The organism is Methylotenera sp. (genome assembly GCF_029945705.1).
Lineage (GTDB): Bacteria > Pseudomonadota > Gammaproteobacteria > Burkholderiales > Methylophilaceae > Methylotenera.
This window is the reverse complement of the sequence record NZ_JAQSDC010000053.1, coordinates 22,962-44,466: the sequence shown is the minus strand read 5'-3', so window position 1 is coordinate 44,466 and position 21,505 is coordinate 22,962. Positions and strand designations below refer to the sequence as shown.

Genomic DNA, 21,505 nt, shown 5'->3' with positions numbered 1-21,505 from the left:
AAAGGAATCACATATGGCATTTACTGAACATTCAGAGCTTAGAGAGGTGCATGGCATTTCTGATAACGAAAAATCCCGAATCAGAACCTTTATGCAAGGTGCCATCTATTGCTGGGTCAAAAACCGCGCTGGTGAACCATTCGCTGTACGAGACCTAATGGGTGGCACAAATACTGATTGGGCGGGTACTCCCCTGCAAGCACTCTACGATAAGCATATCGACGCTGGAAAAGACGCCGAATCGGCGTCTGAGGATGCCGCCAAGGACTTGGGGTGGCTAGTCAAGCGTGTTTTGGCTGATGACAAGCGGACCTTCATAGCTGGTAAAGCTGGGCTTGTCAGCTCCTACCATTGGATAGGTAACGAGTACTGAATTCAACATACAACCCATCTCTAAAGGCTCGCTACCGCAAGCCTTTACTTTTTACATTAAAATTTATCAGAAAGATAGAAAAATGAACTATATAACAATAAAAACAGCACTGAATGTTTCCTGCCTGCTCACCACAGTTATTATTTCCAGCTCAGTTCAAGCTGAACCAGAAGCTAATGCTAACTTTAAATTAACGAATAAATATATAAAAAAATCCATAGAAATGTCTTCATTTGACGAAAAGGCTTTGAGATGGCGAGATATTACAATATCCAAAGATGGCAAAATGGGATGTGCTACTTTTAATGGTAAAAATAAGTACGGAGCGTATGGCGGCTATCAGACTGTAAGATATGTAGTTATGGCAGATAGTGTTGGCGTAATGGAGAATGATTCAATTTGCTACGACTTAATTACTGAAAGTAATTTACGTAGCACACCTGAAGGACGGATTAAATATGAGAAAAAGCAGCAAGATTTAGCGGATGCTGAGAAATTACGGATGCAAAAAATTGATGAAGCCATGGAGAAAGGCAGGCATGAGAAGTTTGACAGTATGTCGCCAGAGCAGCGAGATTTCTTTGAGAGAGCAGCCGCTGATGAAAAAGCTAATAAAGAGTTGGAAGAAAAAAATGCAAAAGATAAAGCTGAAATGGATGAATTATTACGATTAGACAAACTTAAAGGTCAATCTAGCGAACCTGAAATTAGCAAGCCTGAAAAACTAACACCTAAAAAATTATTTGACTTATTGCTCAAATAAAAAGCTGTAATAATTAAGAACACTTAACTTTGCAACTTACAAGCCTAACTATTATTTAAAGCCAATCCCAATCTAAGCGCTTCTTATGAGGCGCTTTTTTCATGGCAAAATCCCATAAAAATGGTGTTTGTGCTCAAAGACATTTACCTAGTTCACCATTATTAAGGCTGCTCACATTCGTAGAGATTGCCTGAGTTGCTTCCGCAACAGCTTCACCCACACCTTTTATTATGGCATCTATATCGTTACTAACCGCTTTGCTGAAAATGGTTTGGCACGATAACGCGCTATTATCGGCTGTACTGGAGTCAGTATTTAAGCGGGTAATCGTCCACGCAAAATTAGTTTGTACTTGTTCACCTAGGGTCGCATTGAATTGCTGCAATGCAATAGCGATGCGGTAAGTTGGTTGATTGGCTAATCTTCGGCTATGTGAAATCTCGATAGCGCCAAGTTGATTGGTGATGCCAGCAACAAATGCATCATGAAGTTCGTCATCAAATGAAGATGACCAGCGATCCTGCTCAAGAATTTTCAGTTGAGAAGTCTCTTTTGAGGTAAGTACAAGCTGCGGGCGTTTCAAACGTTCTGGAACGCGCACGGGCAATATCTCAATGGCAATCGGCATTGTTTTTGATATAGCTGCAGGCTGGTGTTGCGTTGGGTTATTTAAGGTATAAAAACGCGTTGTTGCGGCTTGTGCGCATGCCGCGAGCGCGGCAACCAGCGTCAGTATCAATGCGGTAGATTTGGTGAAACTCATACGATGACTCCAATTTTTCATATTACTTATTCATGTTACAAGGTTGTGAGCGCTTTCTATGCGGCTATGAAGTTAAGGGTTATCAATGGCTTTGCCACGAATCAGCGATTCAGGATGTTGTTCAAGATAATCGGTTAATACTTTTAACGAGCTTGCAGCACGTGATAAATCTTGTAGCGTTTGTCTTAAATCTTGCTGTAATGGCGCGTCTTCTGACAGTGTATGCTGCGCACTATCAAGTGTTTTGCGCACATCTTTCATCGCGGCGGTTACTTCGGGCGCTACGTCTTGATTCAATGTTTGTGTCAATTTCTCTGCACTGTTTAAAGTATGGTTTAACGTGACTAATGACTTTTGCAAATCTACACCAATTTGGTCGAACGGCACCTTACTGAGCTTGCTAGTAATTGTCGCAATTTGTGTTTGTAACTCATCTAGACCATTAGGGATAGTTGGTAATTCGATGGGTGTACTAGATGCTTGCACTACAGGTGTTGCTTTGGGGAAGAAATCCAGTGCAACATAAAGCTGACCCGTCAGCAAATTACCTGTGCGCAGTTGTGCACGTAGGCCGCGACTAATCATAAATTGTATACGTTGCTGCTGAGTGTAAGGCGACTGAGCTTGATCTTTAACGTATTTACTACCAAGCCTAGCAGGGTAAATCTCTATCACCACGGGCATATTGAATTGTTCAAGTTTAGCGTCATATTCAATACCCACCGACTTAACTTGACCTAGCTCCACACCGCGAAAATCGACCGTTGCGCCGGGTGTTAAACCACGTACCGACTGATTAAAATGTAGGATGACTGTTTCAGGATCGCCGTCTGGCGCTTTGAGCGCATCGGCTTGATCCTGCGCTAGTAGAAATGTGGTGTTTTCTTTCGAGAGCGCACCAGGATTACCATCTGCTGATTGGAATGCCAGTCCACCCAGCACCACACTAGCCAATGATTGCGTATTGACCTTAAAGCCGCTGGCGTTCACTTGAATATCGACTCCGCTAGCGTGCCAAAAACGCGTATTCACACCAACAAACTTGTCATAAGGCTTATCGATGAAGATACGCAAGCTAACGCCTTTGCCGTCCTCATCTAAATCATAAGCAGAAACCCTGCCGACTTTGACGCGACGGTAGAAAATGGGTGAGCCAACATCGACTGATCCTAAGTCATCTGCATGCAACATAAACTGCTTACCTGAGTCATCGCGCGTCACGGTTGGTTGTACTTCTAGCCCAGTGAACTCTTTGGTTGTTTCTTCTGATACGCCGCCATCCGCGGCAATATAGGCGCCAGACAGCAATGTGCCGAGTCCTGAGATACCAGATGCACCTAAACGTGGACGAACCACCCAATAGTGTGTGTCCATCGTGGTAAAGCTTTCTGCATTTTTAGCTAATTGCACTTTGACTTGTACTTGAGAGCGGTCTTTACTCAAGCTGATAGTCTGCACTTCACCAATATCCACCTCTTTATATTTTACTCGGGTTTTACCTGCTTCTAGGCCTTCACCAGTGCGGAATGTAATGGTGATGACGGGACCGCGGTCTATGAGTATTTTAGCCACTAAGACGATACCAATAATTGCAGCGATAATAGGAATTAGCCATACCAGCGACGGCAACCACTTACGTTGTTGCTCACGTTTTGGAGTCGGCAGGCCAGCTACATTTTCTTGAGTAATCTCTTCGCTCATCACATTTCTTTCATCATGTCTTTAATTGGCATTACTTTTGTATGAGGCATCAGTAACTATAGCTGACGGACTTGAAGTTAGGGAGTTTGAAGTGTCCCATATTAATCGCGGATCAAAGCTAAGAGAGGCTAACATGGTTAATACCACGACTGCGCCAAAAGCGACTATACCGACGCCAGCAGTGATTTGGGCAAATCCCTGAATCTGCACTAAACCCACTAAAAGAGAAACGACAAACACATCCAGCATTGACCAGCGGCCGATGATTTCTAATAGACGATATAACTTAGCACGCTCGAGTTGCCGCCACACACTTTGCCGCTGTGAGCTAATTACTAATATCAATAGTGAGGCTAATTTAAGTAAGGGTACAAGAAAGCTGGCGATGAAAACGATGGCTGCTAGCTCCCAATCTCCAGATACCCAGAAGAAAATGATGCCACTCAAAATGGTATCCTGATGCGTGTCAAAGAAGGTGCTGGTGATCATCACAGGCAATATATTGGCTGGAATATACATAATACATGCGGTAATGAGGAGTGCCCAAGTACGGTTAAGACTATCTGGCTTACGCCTGTGTAATGTGGCGTTGCAGTGTTGGCAACATTCACCTTCCTGTGCATCTTTCCAGAGTTTGCCGCATTGGTGACAGGCCAGCATGGCCAAACTGCTGACAGTTTTGAATTTAGTGCTTATAAACTCAGCGTTTGATTCAGCATTAGCTTGCATTGCAATGTTAACCCGCACCTTATTTGTCATCGTGCCTTCTGTTCAGAGATTTCTATCTGCCATAGGTAGCGTGGGTTAAACGATACCACGACGGTGAGCATGACAGTCAGCATGCAAAATGCCCACAGAGCAATACCAGGGATAATCGTCGCCATGTTTGATAGTTTGATGAGCGCGACCAGCACGCCCAGCATGAATACCTCTATCATGCCCCAAGGGCGGAGCACTTGCATCACACGTATCAATAAGCTAAATCCAGGACGGCCATTTGAACTGGTTGATGGAATGAGTAAGTAAAACAAGATCAGCATCTGCATGAATGGGAATAATATAGTGGTTGCTAATACCAGCAGCGCTACCAGCGAGGCTCCCTCGGTGCTTAGGGACAATACGGCACCCATTAATGTCGTTTTGCTGACTAAGCCCTGCAACTCTATTTGGACAATTGGGAAGGTATTAGCAATGACAAAAATGATCAGGCTGGCGATGGTCAACGGCAGCAAGTGATTACGCCGTTCTTGCGCATTACGGTCAATTTCAGCGCCACAACGCGTGCAACGCGCAATTTCGCCATTAGCCAGCGACAGTTTGTGAAATACGGCGTCACACTGCTCACAGGCAATCATATCTTGGATTTCATGCATAGTTTATGCTTAGCGATGTTTAGTGATGTCTGTAATTAAACTATAACTTAGAAAAGGTGATACAGGGATTAACTAAGCTAAAGCAGAGTAATACAGTTGGTTAAATTCTATTCATTATTGTGGGATTATTTATAGCCAATCCCAGTCTAGGCGTTTCTTATGAGGCGCTTTCTTCACAGCAAAATCCCAGATAAATGGCGGTATTAAGCGCATTAATCTAGCTACCCAACCCATTTGCCATGGAATCACACAGAAGCGGCGTTTGTTTTCAACAGCATTGGCAAACTTATCTGCGAATACATCAGCATCCATTAAAAATGGCATTTTGTATTGATTCACGTTTGTCATTGGCGTGCGAATATAACCTGGCGCAATAGTGGTGACGGCAATATTGTCTGGCGCCATTTCTACGCGCAAGCTTTCTAAATAACTGATGGCGGCCGCTTTACTTGCGCTATAAGCACCTGCGCCTGGCAAGCCACGAATTCCAGCAACACTGGCAACGCCGACTAATTGACCTTGCCCAGCCTTGCGCATAGACTCAATAAAAGGTTGAAAGGTATGCACCAAACCCATGACGTTAATATCCATAATCGCTTGAAAGGCGGCGATGTCTTCAACATGTTCGGTGAGCGTTCCACGGCTCACGCCAGCGCAGGCAATCACTATGTCTGGTGTGCCATGTTGCTGCATAAAATCTGTGGCGGCTGAGGCAAGCGCTTGATGATTGCGCACATCAAGCGGGTAAATGGCACATTTAACTTTGTAGGATTCTTGTAGCTTAAATTGTAACTTTTGTAAGTGCTCACTACGCCTGGCAACTAGTCCTATTGTGCTGTCTGTATTTTCATAGCGTTTAGCATATTCTGTAGCAAGCGCCTCGCCTATGCCGCTAGAAGCGCCAGTAATAAAAACTTTCATGTGTGTGCCTTGCTGATGAAATCAATTTAACCTTTGTGCAAAGGTGGGCGAATGACTATAAATATTATAGACGTAAAAAACCCGTTTATACCAAGAGGCAGAAACGGGTTAATTGGTTGGCGCTAAAGTCTTGTAAAAATCACCGATTAAACACTCTATGGAACAGAGACGTTAACCAGTTTGATTCTTCAACTACTTTTTTGCTGGAGCTTTACCTTTGCTTGCGCGAACGTTTCCTACAATATAATCAACCGTTTTAAGTGCTTGCTCGTTACCACCAGCCATTGTGCTAGAAGTAATGAATTGACCATTGATAATAAAACTAGGCACGCCAGTTGCGCCAGAAGCACGGAAGAAGTTTGCCGCTTGGTTCAATTTATTATTCATAGAGAATGATTTAAATGCTGCTTCTACTTTAGCTTTATCTAAGCCGCTTTTTTTAGTCATCCAATCAATAATAGCCACTTCATTGGTCGGATCTAGCACTTTTTCTTTATGCACAGCATCAAACAAAGCGGTATGTAATTTGTCTGATAATTTTAAGTCTTCCATAGCATAGAAAGCTTTTGCCATAGGCGCCCAAGATGGATTAGGCAAGCCTGGTACGCGTTTGAATGCTACATCTGCTGGTAATTTTTTTACCCATGCGTTGAGGATAGGATCCATGTGATAGCAATGAATACAGCCATACCAAAATATCTCAGTCACCTCAATTTTAGCTGGGTTGTCTGTATTGATGACTTCTGCTGTTTTATCAAACTCTTGACCCAATTGTGGGTCTGCTGCCAACACATTGAATGAGGCTAACAGCATTAATGCGGCCAACAATTTTTTCATCTTTAACTTTCCTTTTAACTTTGTTTAATTAACGTCTTTAAAAAACGGGGTCTAAAATTTAACTATCTACATTAATGATTGATATTCACTAATCATTACTTACATACGAACGTGTGACTTTTAATTTGGCTGACAATTCAATCTACAAAAATTGTAGTTACTCTCTATAGTGATTTGTCTACCTTACTGGTTTTCATTATTGACTTTAATTAAGTCAGCGTTAAAGCCATTGCTAATTAAGTCTTTTTTAGTTTTGTTGATTTGGTCTAAGTCACTTAACGGTCCAACGCGCACTCTGTGCCAAATGCCTTTGTCAGGAATTGTCGCTGTTTGTACTACAGCCTCAAAACCTTGCAATGCTAGTTTAGCTTTCAAGTTATCAGCTTCTTCATCTGTTTGAAAAGCACCTACTTGTAAAAAGTAACTTTTTTGCACGACTGGTTGCTGGTCGTTTGCTTTGATTTTATCTTCTTCTTCTTTGCTTACTTTACTCTCACTACCCGGCAAAATCGTGTAAAAGTCAAAACGTGTTTTGTCATCTACGTTTTCAGCGCTATTGTCTGCAGCCGCTTGTTTGTCTTTCTCAGCTGCGGCTTTTGCAGCTTCAGCTTTAGTGTCCGCAACAATTTTATCTGCCAGTGGCGTTTTAGGTTCTTTGTCGGTTTGCACGCCAAATGGGCTATCGCCGCCTTTAATAAACATCACCACGCTCAGTGATGCCGCAACGCCTAATAAAATGCCGACCAATAGACCTGTTAAAAATGGACTGCCTTTGTTGCTGCTTTTGGTTCTTTCAGGGCTTGGTTTGTAATCTCTACTCATAATTTTCTAAAGTCCTAACATTGGTACTACATTTTTTCGGGCGCACTTACGCCAAGTAAATCTAAGCCATTTTTTAAGACTTGTTGCGTAGCGCTAATCAAACTTAAGCGTGCTAGTTTAACGGTTTCATCTTCAATTAAAAACTTATATTCATTGTAATAACTATGCAAATCACTCGCTAAATCTTTTAAGTAATTAGCGATTACGTGTGGTGCTAGCTCAGTCGCGGCATTTGCAACTGTTTCAGGGTAAGAGCTTAAGTGTTGCAACAGCGCGGTTTCATGCGGATTGTTGAGCGGGCTTAAATCTACACCATTTAGCTGCGTTGCCACCCCGCCCCATTGGGCTAATACGCTGCAAATACGGGCATGCGCATATTGAATATAAAACACTGGGTTGTCATTGGTTTGTGCTCTTGCTAAATCAATATCAAACACCAATTGTGAGTCTGAACGCCGCGCCGCCAAGAAGTAACGCGTTGCGTCACAGCCGACTTCTTCAATTAAATCACGCAGCGTTACGTAGCTACCCGCGCGTTTTGATAGTTTGACTTCTTCGCCACCGCGCATCACTGTGACCATTTGGTGCAATACATAATCTGGCCAACCGCTTGGAATACCAGCATCTAAAGCCTGTAAGCCAGCACGAACGCGCGTAATAGTGCTGTGGTGGTCAGCGCCCTGCTCGTTAATCACCCGTACAAAGCCGCGGTTCCATTTCTCTGCATGGTAAGCCACATCTGGTACAAAGTAAGTGTAGCCGCCTTCAGATTTGCGCATCACACGGTCTTTATCATCGCCAAAATCTGTGGTTTTTAGCCATAAAGCATTGTCTAACTCATAGGTGTGACCGCTTTTAATCAGCGCTTGCACGGTTTCTTCAACTTTGCCTTCTGAGTAGAGCGCACTTTCTAATGAAAATACGTCAAACTTAATTTGAAAGGCTTTTAAATCTAAATCTTGCTCATGGCGCAAATACGCTACAGCAAAGGTGCGCACGGCGTCCTCGTCGCTAGTATCACCATTGGCGGTAACTTGCATATCATCGGCAGTCACGGTTTCTTTATTCAAGAAAGCGTTGGCGATGTCCATAATATAGTCGCCACGGTAACCGTTCTCAGGAAAGCTGGCATCGTCCGTTGAAGTGCCTTTACAGCGCGCTAATACTGAAATCGTCAGATTATCGATCTGCGCGCCAGCATCGTTGTAATAAAACTCACGTGTGACATCCCAGCCATTCGCATCTAACAGGCGCGCCAGGCAATCGCCGACTGCCGCACCACGTCCATGACCAACATGCAATGGGCCTGTTGGGTTGGCTGAAACAAATTCAACTTGAACTTTTTGAGGCTTACCATTTTCATCTTGACCAACATTATTGCGACCAAAGTTCGCGCCGCTTTTTAAAATATCGTTCACAACCGCTTGCTGCGATTGTGCATTTAAAAAGAAGTTAATAAATCCTGCGCCCGCGATTTCGGTTTTCGCGATATAGTCACTGGCTGGCAATGCTTCGAGAATTTGCGCGGCAATGGTGCGTGGATTTTGTTTGAGCGGTTTAGCTAAAACCAAAGCTAAATTGGTTGCAAAATCACCATGTTCGGCAGATTTTGGGCGTTCAAGTAAAATAGTCGCTTCAAATTCAGGCGCAATAGTTTTTGCGGCTGCAGTCAGTAATTGGGTAAGATGTGTTTTCACAATAGTTGCATTACATGCTAAAACCGCTATTTTAACCTACTGTCGCCATTTTTACTTTAATCAGTTGATTTTCTAAATATAACTTTGCCCAAATCCATCCTAAAAATTGCCTTAGATGTGCCCTTAGACCGCTTATTTGATTATTTGAGCGGTGGTCATGTTGCACAAATTGGTCAGCGCGTACTTGTGCCATTTGGACGTAGAAGCCAAATTGGCATTGTGATGGGCTTTGCTGAAACTAGCGAATTTCCGATAGAAAAGCTCAAGCCAGTGACGCAGGTGTTTGCCGACGAGTTGCCAATTAATACTGAAACGTTAAATTTGATTAAGTTTAGCGCGGATTATTATCAGTATCCGTTTGGACAAGCTTTGTTGGCTGCCCTACCCTCACGTTTGCGGCAAATTGCGCCAGCCGTTTCGCGTAAGCAATTCGCTTATCAATTAACCGAGTTAGGGCGCGTGCAGACGATAGAGCAAATCCCTAAACGCCAATTGGTCACGCGTCGCGTTTTTGAGGCATTGCAAGCATCTGAACTGCTGACCGAGTCTGAGTTAGATGCCATTTCCAGCGGCGCACGCAAAGCTGCGAAACAGTTGGTTGTAGATGGATGGGCAAGTAGTCAGCAAGTACAGGCAGTGCTGCGTGTTTTAGAACAACAATCAGCCTCTGAACCAGACTTGAATAATGAGCAGGCGCATGCAGTTGAGCAAATTGTGCAAGGTTCAAACGAATTTAAAGCTTGGTTATTACATGGCATTACGGGTAGCGGCAAAACTGAAGTGTATATTCGTTTGATGCAGCATTTTTTAGCTGCTAAAGATGCTCAAGTGCTAGTGTTAGTACCAGAAATCAATTTAACGCCGCAGCTAGAGTCTCGCTTCAGAAGCCGTTTCATCAATATCCCATTAGTGAGTTTGCACAGTAATTTAAGCGAGAGTGAACGCTTACATCATTGGCAATTGGCGCAATCTGGCACGGCTAAAATCATCATCGGAACACGGCTTTCAATTTTCACGCCTTTGCCAAACTTAAAGCTCATTATTATTGATGAAGAGCACGATGGTTCCTACAAACAGCAAGACAGTATGCGCTACCATGCGCGTGATATTGCCTTGGTACGTGCCAAACGTTTGAATATTCCCGTGGTACTGGGTTCAGCTACACCAGCGCTAGAGAGCTGGCATAATGCCACTGCAAATAAATATAATTTACTTAGTTTAAATCAGCGCGCGGTAACGGCGGCGCAATTGCCTAATATTGAGTGTATCGATACGACTAAAGTGAATTTGCAACAGGGTTTAACGCCGCAATTGATTGCTGCTTTAAAACTCAGGTTGGCACGTAAAGAGCAAAGTTTATTGTTTATTAATCGTCGCGGTTATTCGCCTGTGTTGTTGTGTTCCGCTTGTCATTGGATTGCGCCCTGCACACGCTGCAGTAGCCGCTTGGTGGTACATTTAGGACAACGAAAACTACGTTGCCATCATTGCGGGCATGAACAAAAAATCCCATTGCAATGTCCAAGTTGCGGCAATGCAGACTTACACCCAACGGGGCATGGTACACAAAGGTTAGAGCAAACCTTGGCGCAATTGCTACCTACTGCGCGAATCGCTCGAGTAGACCGCGATAGCATCAGCCGAAAAAATGCTTTGGTTGAGATTTTAGATCAAGTACATAATCAAGAAATTGATATTTTGGTGGGCACACAAATGCTCGCTAAAGGGCATGACTTTCCTAATTTGACCTTAGTTGGCGTGATTGATACTGATAGCGCATTACATAGCCCGGACTTTCGGGCGAGTGAACGCTTGTTCGCGCAACTGATGCAAGTGGCTGGGCGCGCAGGTCGGGCAGATAAAGCTGGGCAAGTCATTATTCAAACGCAGTTTCCAGAGCACGTACTATTCAACGCTCTGCGCAGCCAAGATTACGTGAGCTACGCCAACGCCATGCTGCAAGAGCGTGAACAAGTGCAGTTTCCGCCGTATGTGTTTATGGCGCTATTGCGTGCAGAAGCCAACGACTTTCAACTAGTACAGCAATTTTTAAACCATGCCTTCAAATTAGCAAGAGGTTTAAGCACAGAAGTCACCGTTTACGATCCAATCCGTCCGCAAATGGAACGTTTGAAAGGCATGGAGCGCGGCCACGTATTGATGCAAACGAGTAATAGAAGTGCTCTGCAAAAGCTACTTAGAAACTTGGCGAGTCAGTTGAGAGGTCAAGCTATCGCCAACAAAGCGAGATGGGCGATTGATGTTGATCCATTAGAGTTTTGAAGTTCTTGTTTTTAACAAGAGCTTTGTACGAATTTAAAGAGTTGAGTGAATCCTAAATTACCGTCATTCCCGCGTAGGCGGGAATCCAGTCAAATGTCAATGATAGTAATTGTTGTAAAAAAGAAGTGATATTGAAAGCTGCCTAGATTCCCGCCTGCGCGGGAATGACGAGTTTTTGAAGTTTTACTTAAAGTACTCGTCAAATCGATTGCGACAAAGCTCACTTAACGCGTATTTAGTAATCCCAACTTATTTCAATAGGCTGGATTAAATCTACATGACTAAATTAACATCCCACCAGAAACTTCAATACGTTGCGCGTTAACCCAACGATTATTTTCTGATAGCAATGATGCAATCATCGGGCCAATATCATCTGCAACGCCCACACGGCCTAATGCGGTCTGTGAGGCGATGTAAGCGTTAACGTCTTTATTATCACGCACAAGGCCATCACCAAAATCTGTTTCAATTGCACCTGGCGCTACCGTATTGACGGTGATGTTGCGTGCGCCCAACTCTTTTGCCATAAAGCGAGTGAGTACCTCTACACCGCCTTTCATTGCAGAATAGGCGATGTAACCTGGTATAGCAAAGCGCGCCAGACCGCTGGAAATATTCACGATACGACCACCATTATTGATGAGCGGTAATAATTTTTGAGTGAGAAAGAATACCGATTTGAGATTCAGATTGACCATCTGGTCAAACATTGCTTCGGTCGTTTCTGCAAAAGAGGCATAAGCGCCGCCACCCGCATTATTCACTAAAAAATCAAAGCTGTTCTGCTGCCAATTAACCGTTAGGGCTTGTGAAACTTGTTCTGCAAAGCCGGCAAAGTGAGAGGCGTTAGTCACGTCTAATTTTAGTGCTACGGCTTTACGTCCCATTGCATCGATTTCTGCTACCACGGCTTCAGCTGAATCTTTTTGACTGTGGTAAGTTAAAATCACATCTACGCCTTGTGCTGCCATTGCTAGCGCTGTGTTCTTACCAAGTCCGCGACTGCCACCTGTAATCACGCCTATTTTTTGAGTTTTCTGAACCATTTTATTTCTCCATGAGTTATTGAGCAAGTTGCTATCGTATTGGTATTCAATGGGGTGATAAATGCTTAATAAATGATTATACTGTTCACTTATTATTGACAATTGACTGTGCTATGGAAAATACAGATGCAATAAAACGCTTTGTGCGCGTGGCGGAGCTGGGTAGCTTTACCAAAGCGGCAGACGCACTTGGCTTGCCAAAGGCGAGCGTATCTCTAGCTGTGCAGCAATTAGAAAACAGGCTTGGCACCCAATTGCTGCATCGTACTACGCGTAAAGTGCAATTGACGCCAGATGGTCAGATTTTTTATGAACGCGGTAAAGATGTGCTGGCTGAAATGGATGAGCTAGATAGCTTGTTTCAAACCGAAGATGCCAGTATTCGCGGCCTGATTCGTGTTGATATGTCATACCCCATGGCACACAATATTGTGATTCCACATTTGCCAGAATTTCTAGACCGCTACCCAAATTTACAGGTGGATTTGTGCAGTACTGACCGTCAAGTAGATTTAATTGCTGAAGGATTTGATTGCGTGATACGCACAGGAAAACTGCAAGATTCGGGCTTAATTGTGCGGCATCTCGGCGTGTTAAAGCAAACCAATTATGCCAGCCCAGCCTATCTCGCGCAGCATGGTGTGCCGTTGCGCTTAGAGGATTTAAGCAAACACTGGCTGATTCATTATTGTGTCAATGCCGCCACTAAGTTTGATATGTTTGAGTACTGGGATGGCGAAGCATGTCAGCGTATACCAATGCCCAGTCGGCTGAGTGTCAATAATGCAGATGGCTATCAAGCCGCTTGTTTGGCAGGTTTGGGAATTATTCAAGCGCCGTTAATCGGTGGCGCCAAGCTTATCGCTGAAGGCAAGTTAGTGGAGATACTAAAGGACTTTGGTGCACCAGCGATGCCCTTATCTTTAGTGTATCCGCATAGGCGAAATCTTTCTAAACGGGTTCGGATTTTTATGGATTGGTTAAGCGATTTAGTACGGCAACATACGCAATAGTGTGTTGACTATGCTTTGATGACAATCAAAAGTACAATCAAATTGTTAAAGCCGTTAATAAAATGCAGTAAAATACTAGCTTAAGCGGGTGTAGTTCAGTGGTAGAACGCTAGCTTCCCAAGCTCGATATGCGGGTTCGATTCCCGTCACCCGCTCCATTAAAATTGTTGTAATCATTTAGCGCAGAAACATTATGGCCAATCAAGCACCACCTACAGTATTAACCTTTGCGGGCACAGACCCTAGCGGTGGCGCGGGTTTGCAGGCTGACATTCTCACTTTTGCCAGCATAGGTTGCCATCCGCTATCTGTGGTGACGGCTATTACCGTGCAAGATACACGTGGCGTTGATGGCGTGCTGGCGATGGATGCTGATTGGGTAAATGATCAAGCGCGTGCAATTTTAGAGGATGTTCAGGTTTCTGCATTCAAACTCGGTCTTTTAGGTTCAGTTGAGAATATTGCAGTAATTGCTGAAATCATGGCGGATTACCCTGATATTCCATTGCTGATAGATCCAATCTTAACCTCTGGTCGTGGCGATGATTTAACCAATGACGACATGATGGACGCGATGATTGAGTTGTTGTTCCCACAAGCCACTTTAATTACACCTAATAGCTTGGAAGCGCGTCGACTCGCGTTTGCCGATGCAGATGATGAAGTGTCGTTAACCTCGTTAGATGAAGCAGCGGCGCGCTTGCTGGAAATGGGCAGTGAATACGTGCTCATTACTGGCACGCACGAGCGCAGTTTAGAAGTCACCAACACCTTGTATGGTGAAAATAAACTCATAAAAGCGTACAAATGGGAGCGATTAGCAGGGAGTTATCACGGTTCAGGCTGCACGCTTACAAGCGCCATTGCTGCCTGTATGGCGCATGGTTTGAGCATGGAAGAAGCGGTGATGGAGGCGCAGGAATACACTTGGCAAACGCTTAAAAATGGATTCAGACCTGGCATGGGGCAGTTTATTCCAGATCGTATGTTCTGGGCGCGTGACGAAGAAGATGCCGTTGTGAATAGCGGTGATGGCAGCGTTAAAACGCACTAGTCTAACGTTAGCGCAATCCATTTCATGATACGCGGTTTGTACGCCATCACGCCTGACGAAGTTGACACGGATTTACTGTTAGCCAAGGTAGAAGCGGCACTTCAAGGCGGCATAAGCGTGCTGCAATATCGTAATAAACAAGCAAGCTATCAACTACAAATTCAGCAAGCCGGTGCTATTTTGCCCTTATGCAAGCAATATCAAGTGCCATTCATTATTAATGATTCCGTTGAACTTTGTCTAACTTTAGGTGCAGATGGCGTGCATATTGGTGCAGATGACGGCAATATCAATGAAGTTAGCGCAAGATTGGGCGCCAATAAAATACTAGGTGCATCCTGTTACAACCATTTTGATTTAGCGCTTAGCGCGCAACAAGCTGGGGCAACTTACGTGGCGTTTGGTGCTTGCTTTGCATCAAGCACCAAGCCACATGCGCCTGTAGCAAGTTTAGAGTTATTTAAACAAGCAAAAGCGCAGTTACATATCCCAGCAGTGGCGATTGGTGGTATTACGTTAACAAATGCTCCATCAGTGATTCAAGCGGGTGCCGATTCAATGGCCGTGATTAATGCAATTTTCCATGCAGATGACGTAAAATTAGCCGCTCAACAATTTGCACATTTATTCAAAGAATCAAACCTTAAGGCAACGACATGACCTCTACCAATCAAACCCTTTTTGACAAATCTCTAGCACTTATTCCTGGTGGTGTTAACTCGCCAGTGCGCGCGTTTCGTAGCGTGGGCGGTACGCCGATATTTTTCAAAAAAGGCTTAGGTTCTAAGCTTTGGGATGTTGACGGTAAGGAATATATCGATTACATCAACTCTTGGGGGCCGATGATTGTTGGTCACGCTCACCCTGCTGTGATTAATGCTGTGCAAGAAGCTGCGGCGAATAGCTTGTCATTTGGCGCGCCTACAGGTTTGGAGCTAGAAATGGCGCAGCTGATTAATAAGCTGGTGCCAAGCATGGAGCAAGTCCGCTTAAACAGCAGTGGTACTGAGGCCACCATGAGTGCGATTCGTACCGCGCGTGGTTTTACAGGTCGCGATAAAATCGTGAAGTTTGAAGGTTGTTACCACGGCCATTCAGACGGCTTGTTGGTAAAGGCGGGTTCAGGTTTGCTGACTTTTGGCGAGCCAGATTCAGGAGGTGTGCCAGCCAGTGTCGCGGCACACACGCTTACTTTGGAATATAACAATACACAGCAATTAAAAGATCTGTTTGAGAAAACGGGTGATGAAATTGCTTGTGTGATTATTGAGCCTGTTGTCGGTAATATGAACTTAATCGTTCCGCATATGGAGTTTTTACAAATTTTGCGTGAACTTTGCACTAAACACGGCGCTGTATTGATTTTTGATGAAGTAATGACGGGCTTTCGTGTGGCTTTGGGCGGTGCTCAAGCGCTTTATAATATTAAGCCCGATATGACTACGCTCGGTAAAGTCATTGGCGGTGGCTTGCCAGTGGGTGCTTTTGGTGGTCGTAAAGATATTATGCAATGCCTCGCCCCTGTGGGTAAGGTATATCAGGCGGGCACTTTGTCTGGCAACCCTGTCGCGGTAACTGCTGGTTTAAAAACTCTTGAGTTGATTCAAGCACCAAATTTCCACGCCAAACTAACAGCGCAAACGCAAAAATTAGTCGATGGCTTAAAAGCCGCAGCAAAAGAAGCTGGCGTGCTATTTAATGCCCAAAGCGTGGGTGGTATGTTTGGCCTATACTTCTGCGAAAAATGCCCAACTTCTTACCATGAGATGATGCAGTCTAACAAAGAGCACTTCAACCAATTCTTCCACAGCATGTTAGATAGCGGTATTTATTTAGGACCATCAGCATTTGAGGCAGGCTTCGTTTCCGCCGCGCATACGGATGAGGATATTGCTAACACTATTGCTGCAGCTAAAAAGGCGTTCTCACAAATCAAGTAAAAAGGCTTATTGCTTTCAATTGTATTCTTCAACTCGCCTTATCTCGCTATTTCAGTATCAGTGGAATAATGAGATAAGGCGAGTTTTAAGTTTGGGCTTGCTTTTATTCTTAATGAAGCACTTAAAAATTAAAAAAAACGAAATTCAGCCTAATTTATGCCCCTATCTTATTGAACACATAGGCATTTAACGGTAAACTTGAAGGTTCCGCTAAATGTTTTGTGATTAAATAATATGGCAACAGTTTTAAGTAACTCGAACAACCTAAATTCAAACAATTTGAATTCAAATCAGCCTGCCAAACAGGGCTTATATAGCCCATCAAATGAGCGTGATGCTTGTGGCGTAGGTTTTGTGGCGCATATCAAGGGCAAAAAGAGCCATGAAATTGTGCAAAAGGGGTTGGAATTATTAACTAACCTGACCCATCGTGGTGCTACAGGTTATGACCCTAAATTGGGTGATGGTGCTGGCTTGCTAATGCAAATGCCAGACGCATTTATGCGTAAAGAAGCTGCAAAGCTTAATATCAATCTGCCAGAAGTCGGTCAATACGCAGTTGGTAATGTATTTTTGCCGCAGAGTGCAAAAAATCGTGAAACTTGCGAAGCCTTAATCAGCAAAATTGTTGCTGAAGAAAATCAAACCCTGCTTGGCTGGCGTGATGTACCTGTGGATAACAGCAATATTGCCGATGCGGCACGTGATGTTGAGCCAACTATGCGTCAAATGATGATTGGTGCAGGTGTTGCCGATCAAAACGTTTTCGAGCGCAAATTATTTGTCATTCGCAAACGCATAGAACATGCGGTTCGCGCATTGAATTTACAAGACAAAGCCACGTTCTATATTCCATCGCTATCTTCACGCACCATAGTTTACAAGGGTATGTTGCTTGCTAATGAAGTGGGCGTTTATTACACAGATTTAAAAGATGAAACGTTAGTTTCAGCATTGGCGCTAGTACATCAACGTTTTTCTACCAATACATTCCCAGCCTGGGACTTAGCGCATCCGTTCCGCATGATTGCGCATAACGGTGAAATTAATACGGTTAAAGGTAACGTTAACTGGATGGCTGCGCGTCACGAGACGATGAAGTCTAGCCTGATTGGTGAAGATTTAGAAAAACTATGGCCGCTCATTATAGATGGCCAATCAGACTCAGCCTGTTTTGATAACTGTTTAGAGTTGTTAGTAGCTGGCGGATATTCATTGCCACATGCGATGATGATGTTGATTCCAGAGGCTTGGAACAACAATGCGATGATGGATGAAGAGCGTCGCGCGTTCTACGAATATCACGCTGCATTAATGGAGCCATGGGATGGTCCTGCTGCCGTGGCCTTTACTGATGGCCGCATGATTGGTGCCACACTAGATCGTAACGGTTTACGTCCAGCACGTTATTTAGTCACTGAAGATGATCTCGTGATGATGGCGTCTGAAATGGGTGTGTTGACATTCCCTCAAGAAAAAATCGTTAAAAAATGGCGTTTAGAGCCAGGTAAAATGCTGCTGATTGATACTGAGCAAGGCCGTATTATTGGTGATGCAGAAGTGAAAAACGCGCTTGCGACGGCAAAGCCTTACAAGCAGTGGATTGAGAAAACACGTTACTTCTTAAGCGATATGCCTAAAGTGGATGGCGGCCTAGAAATGGCGGCTAGTTTGTTGGATACACAGCAAGCTTTTGGTTATACCCAAGAAGATATTAAGTTCGTGATGCAACCGATGGTGCAAAATGGTGAAGAAGGCGCTGGCTCAATGGGTAATGACGCGGCTTTGCCAGTCTTATCTGCTAAACCTAAGCTGCTTTATAACTATTTCAAACAGTTATTTGCGCAAGTGACTAACCCGCCAATTGACCCAATTCGTGAAGAGTTAGTGATGTCATTGGTGACATTCATTGGCCCAAAACCAAACTTGTTGGGCGTGGATGAATCTACCCCACCAATGCGTTTGGAAGCTAGCCAACCAGTGTTAACTTTAGATGAGTTAGAGCAATTAAAAGCGATTGCGACACTCACTCAAAATCAATATAAATCTTTGGTGTTGGATATTACTTATCCTGCAAGCCAGGGTAAAGCTGGTATGGCAGCAGCCGTTGCTAGCATTACTAATGCGGCTGAAAATGCAGTGAAGAGTGGCTTTAATATTCTAATTCTTTCAGATCGAAATGTCAGTGCTGATCGCTTAGCAATTCCAGCATTGTTGGCTTGTTCAGCAACGCATGAGCATTTAGTGGATGCAGGCCTACGTACAAGCACTGGCCTAGTTATCGACACGGGTTCAGCACGTGAAGTGCATCATTTTGCCTTGCTCGCAGGTTACGGTGCTGAGGCAGTTTGTCCATGGTTAGCGTTTGAAACCATTAAGCACATGGATGTTAAAGACCAATACGCAGCTGCTAAAAACTTCGTTAAAGCGGTTGGCAAGGGCTTGTATAAAGTCATGTCAAAAATGGGTATTTCTACTTATCAATCATACTGCGGTGCACAGAAATTTGAGGCCATTGGCTTAAATACGGCTTTTGTGCAGCAATACTTTACTGGTACTACCACCAATGTTGAAGGTATTGGCTTAGACCAAGTGGCTGAAGAAGCTGAACGTTTGCACACGTCTGCATTTGGTGAAGATCCAGTGTTGGCTAACAGCTTAGATGCAGGTGGCGAGTACGCATTTAGAGTGCGTGGCGAAGAGCATATGTGGACGCCAGATTCTATTGCTAAATTGCAACATGCAACCCGCACTGGTCAATATGACACATATAAAGAATACGCTAAGTTAATCAATGACCAAACACGTCGTCACATGACACTGCGTGGTTTGTTTGAAATTAAACCTGTGGGCGCAGCTATTCCGCTTGATCAAGTAGAGTCAGCTAAAGAAATCGTTAAACGCTTTGCGACTGGTGCCATGTCACTGGGTTCAATTTCTACTGAAGCGCACGCAACTTTAGCGATTGCCATGAACCGTATCGGCGGTAAGTCGAACACTGGTGAAGGTGGTGAAGATGCGAAACGCTTCATTCCTGTAGCCAACGATACGACGATGGCGAAAGTCATTGGTAGCGATGTCATTGTGAAAGATATTCCACTAAAAGCAGGCGATTCAATGCGCTCACGCATCAAACAAGTGGCTTCAGGTCGCTTTGGTGTGACGGCTGAATATCTGGCATCTGCAGATCAAATTCAAATCAAAATGGCACAAGGTGCTAAACCTGGTGAAGGTGGTCAACTACCTGGTCACAAGGTATCTGAATACATTGCAAAATTGCGTTTCTCAGTGCCAGGCGTTGGCTTGATTTCCCCTCCTCCACATCATGATATTTATTCAATTGAAGATTTGGCGCAGCTAATTCATGATTTGAAAAATGCAAATCCTAAAGCGTCTATTTCAGTAAAACTAGTCGCTGAAACTGGTGTAGGTACGGTTGCGGCTGGTGTGGCTAAAGCTAAATCAGACCATATCGTGATTGCAGGTCACGATGGGGGTACAGGCGCATCACCAATTTCATCAGTGAAACACGCTGGCGGTCCATGGGAGATTGGTCTGGCAGAAACACAACAAACTTTAGTGCTCAATCAGTTGCGCGGTCGTGTGGTGCTACAAGTTGATGGTCAAATTAAAACGGGTCGCGATGTGGTGATTGGTGCTTTATTAGGTGCAGATGAATTCGGTTTTGCGACAGCGCCGCTAGTGGTTGAAGGTTGTATTATGATGCGCAAGTGCCATCTGAATACGTGCCCTGTAGGTGTGGCAACACAAGACCCAGAATTGCGTAAACGCTTTACAGGCCAGCCTGAGCATGTGGTGAACTACTTCTTCTTTGTGGCTGAAGAGGTGCGTGAGTTAATGGCTTCTATCGGTGTTGCTAAATTTGACGATTTAATTGGTCGTGCAGATTTGTTAGATATGCAAGCAGGCATTGACCACTGGAAAATTCAAGGTTTAGATTTTGCCAAAGTGTTCCATTTGCCAGAAATGCCAGCAACAGTTTCACGTAAACATAATGATGTACAAGATCATGGCTTAGTGAAAGCGCTAGATAACAAATTAATCAGCTTGGCGAATACAGCCTTAGAAACTGGTGCAAAAGTAGTATTAGACATACCAATTTCTAATACAAATCGTACCGTAGGTACTATGTTGTCTAACCAAGTCGCTACGCGTTATGGTCATGTAGGCTTGCCAGATGACACGATACACGTCAACTTTACTGGTACTTCTGGTCAAAGTTTTGCGGCATTCTTAGCCAAAGGCATTACGTTTGAACTGACTGGCGAAGGTAACGATTACGTCGGTAAAGGCTTGTGTGGCGGACGTATTATCATTAAACCGCCAGTTGCATTCCGTGGTATTGCACATGAAAATATTATCATTGGTAATACCGTGATGTATGGCGCAACTACAGGCGAGAGCTATTTTCGTGGCGTTGCAGGTGAGCGTTTCTGCGTACGTAACTCAGGAGCATCTGCGGTCGTTGAAGGCGTCGGTAATCACGGTTGCGAATACATGACTGGCGGCACTGTTGTGGTGCTTGGTTTAACAGGCCAAAACTTTGCGGCAGGTATGAGCGGTGGCGTAGCGTATGTGTATGACGAAGATGGTTTGTTTGCTAAACGCTGCAATATGAGCATGGTTGCGCTTGAAAAAATTGAAAGTGCAGATGCCAGCGTAGGTAAAGTACATCATCTAGATCAACCAGATGAAATTACACTAAAAACATTGATTGAAAATCACGTTAAATATACTGGCAGTGTTCGTGCGAGTGCGATGTTGGCTGATTGGGCAAACTATAGAACTAAGTTTGTTAAAGTGATGCCAAACGAATATAAACGCGCTTTAATCGAACTTGCTGAAGATAAAGCACTGGTTGCAGCTTAGTCACAACGTAAAGTTGGCAAATAATT

General features: G+C 44.1%; 17 protein-coding genes and 1 tRNA gene. 9 read left to right on the top strand and 9 right to left on the bottom strand.

The window, feature by feature from the left end:
• Nucleotides 1-13: 13 nt before the first annotated feature.
• Entirely contained in the window at nucleotides 14-373 is a 360-nt protein-coding gene (locus PSU78_RS11680; RefSeq protein WP_300388194.1) for a hypothetical protein, read from the top strand.
• An 82-nt stretch (nucleotides 374-455) separates the two neighbouring features.
• Complete coding sequence (locus tag PSU78_RS11675) at nucleotides 456-1,136, top strand: hypothetical protein (RefSeq protein WP_300388192.1); 681 nt, start codon at nucleotides 456-458, stop codon at nucleotides 1,134-1,136.
• A 133-nt stretch (nucleotides 1,137-1,269) separates the two neighbouring features.
• Here the strand turns inward: PSU78_RS11675 and PSU78_RS11670 are convergent, their stop codons facing one another.
• The 8 genes from PSU78_RS11670 to argS all read right to left on the bottom strand — a co-directional run bounded on the left by PSU78_RS11670 (nucleotide 1,270) and on the right by argS (nucleotide 9,250).
• Nucleotides 1,270-1,899 (bottom strand): membrane integrity-associated transporter subunit PqiC, encoded by a 630-nt coding sequence (locus tag PSU78_RS11670; RefSeq protein WP_300388190.1) that lies wholly within the window; start codon nucleotides 1,897-1,899, stop codon nucleotides 1,270-1,272.
• A gap of 72 nt (nucleotides 1,900-1,971) precedes the next feature.
• Nucleotides 1,972-3,600: an MlaD family protein gene (locus PSU78_RS11665; protein ID WP_300388188.1), complete on the bottom strand. Its 1,629-nt coding sequence runs from the start codon at nucleotides 3,598-3,600 to the stop codon at nucleotides 1,972-1,974.
• A gap of 21 nt (nucleotides 3,601-3,621) precedes the next feature.
• Complete coding sequence (locus PSU78_RS11660; RefSeq protein WP_300388186.1) at nucleotides 3,622-4,359, bottom strand: paraquat-inducible protein A; 738 nt, start codon at nucleotides 4,357-4,359, stop codon at nucleotides 3,622-3,624.
• On the bottom strand, nucleotides 4,356-4,973 hold the full coding sequence (locus PSU78_RS11655) for a paraquat-inducible protein A (protein WP_300388184.1): 618 nt from the start codon (nucleotides 4,971-4,973) through the stop codon (nucleotides 4,356-4,358). The genes PSU78_RS11660 and PSU78_RS11655 overlap by 4 nt, the downstream gene beginning before the upstream one ends.
• Nucleotides 4,974-5,102: 129 nt before the next feature.
• Nucleotides 5,103-5,894 carry an SDR family oxidoreductase gene (locus tag PSU78_RS11650; RefSeq protein WP_300388182.1) on the bottom strand — a complete coding sequence of 264 codons (792 nt, stop codon included), beginning with the start codon at nucleotides 5,892-5,894 and terminating at the stop codon, nucleotides 5,103-5,105.
• Between the two features lie 192 nt (nucleotides 5,895-6,086).
• Complete coding sequence (locus tag PSU78_RS11645; protein WP_300388180.1) at nucleotides 6,087-6,731, bottom strand: thiol:disulfide interchange protein DsbA/DsbL; 645 nt, start codon at nucleotides 6,729-6,731, stop codon at nucleotides 6,087-6,089.
• A 183-nt stretch (nucleotides 6,732-6,914) separates the two neighbouring features.
• Nucleotides 6,915-7,553: an SPOR domain-containing protein gene (locus PSU78_RS11640; RefSeq protein ID WP_300388178.1), complete on the bottom strand. Its 639-nt coding sequence runs from the start codon at nucleotides 7,551-7,553 to the stop codon at nucleotides 6,915-6,917.
• Nucleotides 7,554-7,579: 26 nt separating this feature from the next.
• Nucleotides 7,580-9,250 (bottom strand): arginine--tRNA ligase, encoded by a 1,671-nt coding sequence (argS, locus tag PSU78_RS11635; protein ID WP_300388176.1) that lies wholly within the window; start codon nucleotides 9,248-9,250, stop codon nucleotides 7,580-7,582.
• 84 nt (nucleotides 9,251-9,334) lie between these two features.
• Between argS and PSU78_RS11630 the strand changes: the two genes are divergently transcribed.
• Entirely contained in the window at nucleotides 9,335-11,533 is a 2,199-nt protein-coding gene (locus PSU78_RS11630; protein ID WP_300388174.1) for a primosomal protein N', read from the top strand.
• 281 nt (nucleotides 11,534-11,814) lie between these two features.
• Here PSU78_RS11630 and PSU78_RS11625 read toward each other — a convergent pair whose 3' ends face one another.
• On the bottom strand, nucleotides 11,815-12,582 hold the full coding sequence (locus tag PSU78_RS11625; RefSeq protein ID WP_300388172.1) for an SDR family oxidoreductase: 768 nt from the start codon (nucleotides 12,580-12,582) through the stop codon (nucleotides 11,815-11,817).
• Nucleotides 12,583-12,695: 113 nt separating this feature from the next.
• On the opposite strand from PSU78_RS11625, the gene PSU78_RS11620 reads away from it, so the two are divergent.
• The 6 genes from PSU78_RS11620 to PSU78_RS11595 all read left to right on the top strand — a co-directional run bounded on the left by PSU78_RS11620 (nucleotide 12,696) and on the right by PSU78_RS11595 (nucleotide 21,479).
• Entirely contained in the window at nucleotides 12,696-13,595 is a 900-nt protein-coding gene (locus PSU78_RS11620) for a LysR family transcriptional regulator (protein ID WP_300388170.1), read from the top strand.
• A gap of 84 nt (nucleotides 13,596-13,679) precedes the next feature.
• Nucleotides 13,680-13,753 (top strand) — tRNA-Gly (locus PSU78_RS11615).
• A gap of 35 nt (nucleotides 13,754-13,788) precedes the next feature.
• Nucleotides 13,789-14,649 carry a bifunctional hydroxymethylpyrimidine kinase/phosphomethylpyrimidine kinase gene (thiD, locus tag PSU78_RS11610; RefSeq protein WP_300388168.1) on the top strand — a complete coding sequence of 287 codons (861 nt, stop codon included), beginning with the start codon at nucleotides 13,789-13,791 and terminating at the stop codon, nucleotides 14,647-14,649.
• 24 nt (nucleotides 14,650-14,673) lie between these two features.
• On the top strand, nucleotides 14,674-15,309 hold the full coding sequence (thiE, locus tag PSU78_RS11605; protein ID WP_300388166.1) for a thiamine phosphate synthase: 636 nt from the start codon (nucleotides 14,674-14,676) through the stop codon (nucleotides 15,307-15,309).
• On the top strand, nucleotides 15,306-16,589 hold the full coding sequence (gene hemL / locus PSU78_RS11600; RefSeq protein ID WP_300388164.1) for a glutamate-1-semialdehyde 2,1-aminomutase: 1,284 nt from the start codon (nucleotides 15,306-15,308) through the stop codon (nucleotides 16,587-16,589). Before thiE ends, hemL begins: the two co-directional genes overlap by 4 nt.
• A gap of 234 nt (nucleotides 16,590-16,823) precedes the next feature.
• Nucleotides 16,824-21,479, top strand: a complete 4,656-nt coding sequence (locus PSU78_RS11595) for a glutamate synthase-related protein (RefSeq protein WP_300388162.1) — start codon at nucleotides 16,824-16,826, stop codon at nucleotides 21,477-21,479.
• The last annotated feature ends 26 nt before the right edge of the window (nucleotides 21,480-21,505 follow it).

What these genes read in the sequence shown, in the direction of transcription:
- PSU78_RS11655 (WP_300388184.1), bottom strand. Translation starts at nt 4,973, where the DNA reads ATGCATGAAATCCAAGATATGATTGCCTGTGAGCAGTGTGACGCCGTA.
- PSU78_RS11680 (WP_300388194.1), top strand. Translation starts at nt 14, where the DNA reads ATGGCATTTACTGAACATTCAGAGCTTAGAGAGGTGCATGGCATTTCT.
- PSU78_RS11650 (WP_300388182.1), bottom strand. Translation starts at nt 5,894, where the DNA reads ATGAAAGTTTTTATTACTGGCGCTTCTAGCGGCATAGGCGAGGCGCTT.
- PSU78_RS11640 (WP_300388178.1), bottom strand. Translation starts at nt 7,553, where the DNA reads ATGAGTAGAGATTACAAACCAAGCCCTGAAAGAACCAAAAGCAGCAAC.
- thiE (WP_300388166.1), top strand. Translation starts at nt 14,674, where the DNA reads ATGATACGCGGTTTGTACGCCATCACGCCTGACGAAGTTGACACGGAT.
- PSU78_RS11660 (WP_300388186.1), bottom strand. Translation starts at nt 4,359, where the DNA reads ATGACAAATAAGGTGCGGGTTAACATTGCAATGCAAGCTAATGCTGAA.
- PSU78_RS11620 (WP_300388170.1), top strand. Translation starts at nt 12,696, where the DNA reads ATGGAAAATACAGATGCAATAAAACGCTTTGTGCGCGTGGCGGAGCTG.
- PSU78_RS11675 (WP_300388192.1), top strand. Translation starts at nt 456, where the DNA reads ATGAACTATATAACAATAAAAACAGCACTGAATGTTTCCTGCCTGCTC.
- thiD (WP_300388168.1), top strand. Translation starts at nt 13,789, where the DNA reads ATGGCCAATCAAGCACCACCTACAGTATTAACCTTTGCGGGCACAGAC.
- PSU78_RS11665 (WP_300388188.1), bottom strand. Translation starts at nt 3,600, where the DNA reads ATGAGCGAAGAGATTACTCAAGAAAATGTAGCTGGCCTGCCGACTCCA.
- PSU78_RS11670 (WP_300388190.1), bottom strand. Translation starts at nt 1,899, where the DNA reads ATGAGTTTCACCAAATCTACCGCATTGATACTGACGCTGGTTGCCGCG.
- hemL (WP_300388164.1), top strand. Translation starts at nt 15,306, where the DNA reads ATGACCTCTACCAATCAAACCCTTTTTGACAAATCTCTAGCACTTATT.
- PSU78_RS11645 (WP_300388180.1), bottom strand. Translation starts at nt 6,731, where the DNA reads ATGAAAAAATTGTTGGCCGCATTAATGCTGTTAGCCTCATTCAATGTG.
- PSU78_RS11625 (WP_300388172.1), bottom strand. Translation starts at nt 12,582, where the DNA reads ATGGTTCAGAAAACTCAAAAAATAGGCGTGATTACAGGTGGCAGTCGC.
- PSU78_RS11595 (WP_300388162.1), top strand. Translation starts at nt 16,824, where the DNA reads ATGGCAACAGTTTTAAGTAACTCGAACAACCTAAATTCAAACAATTTG.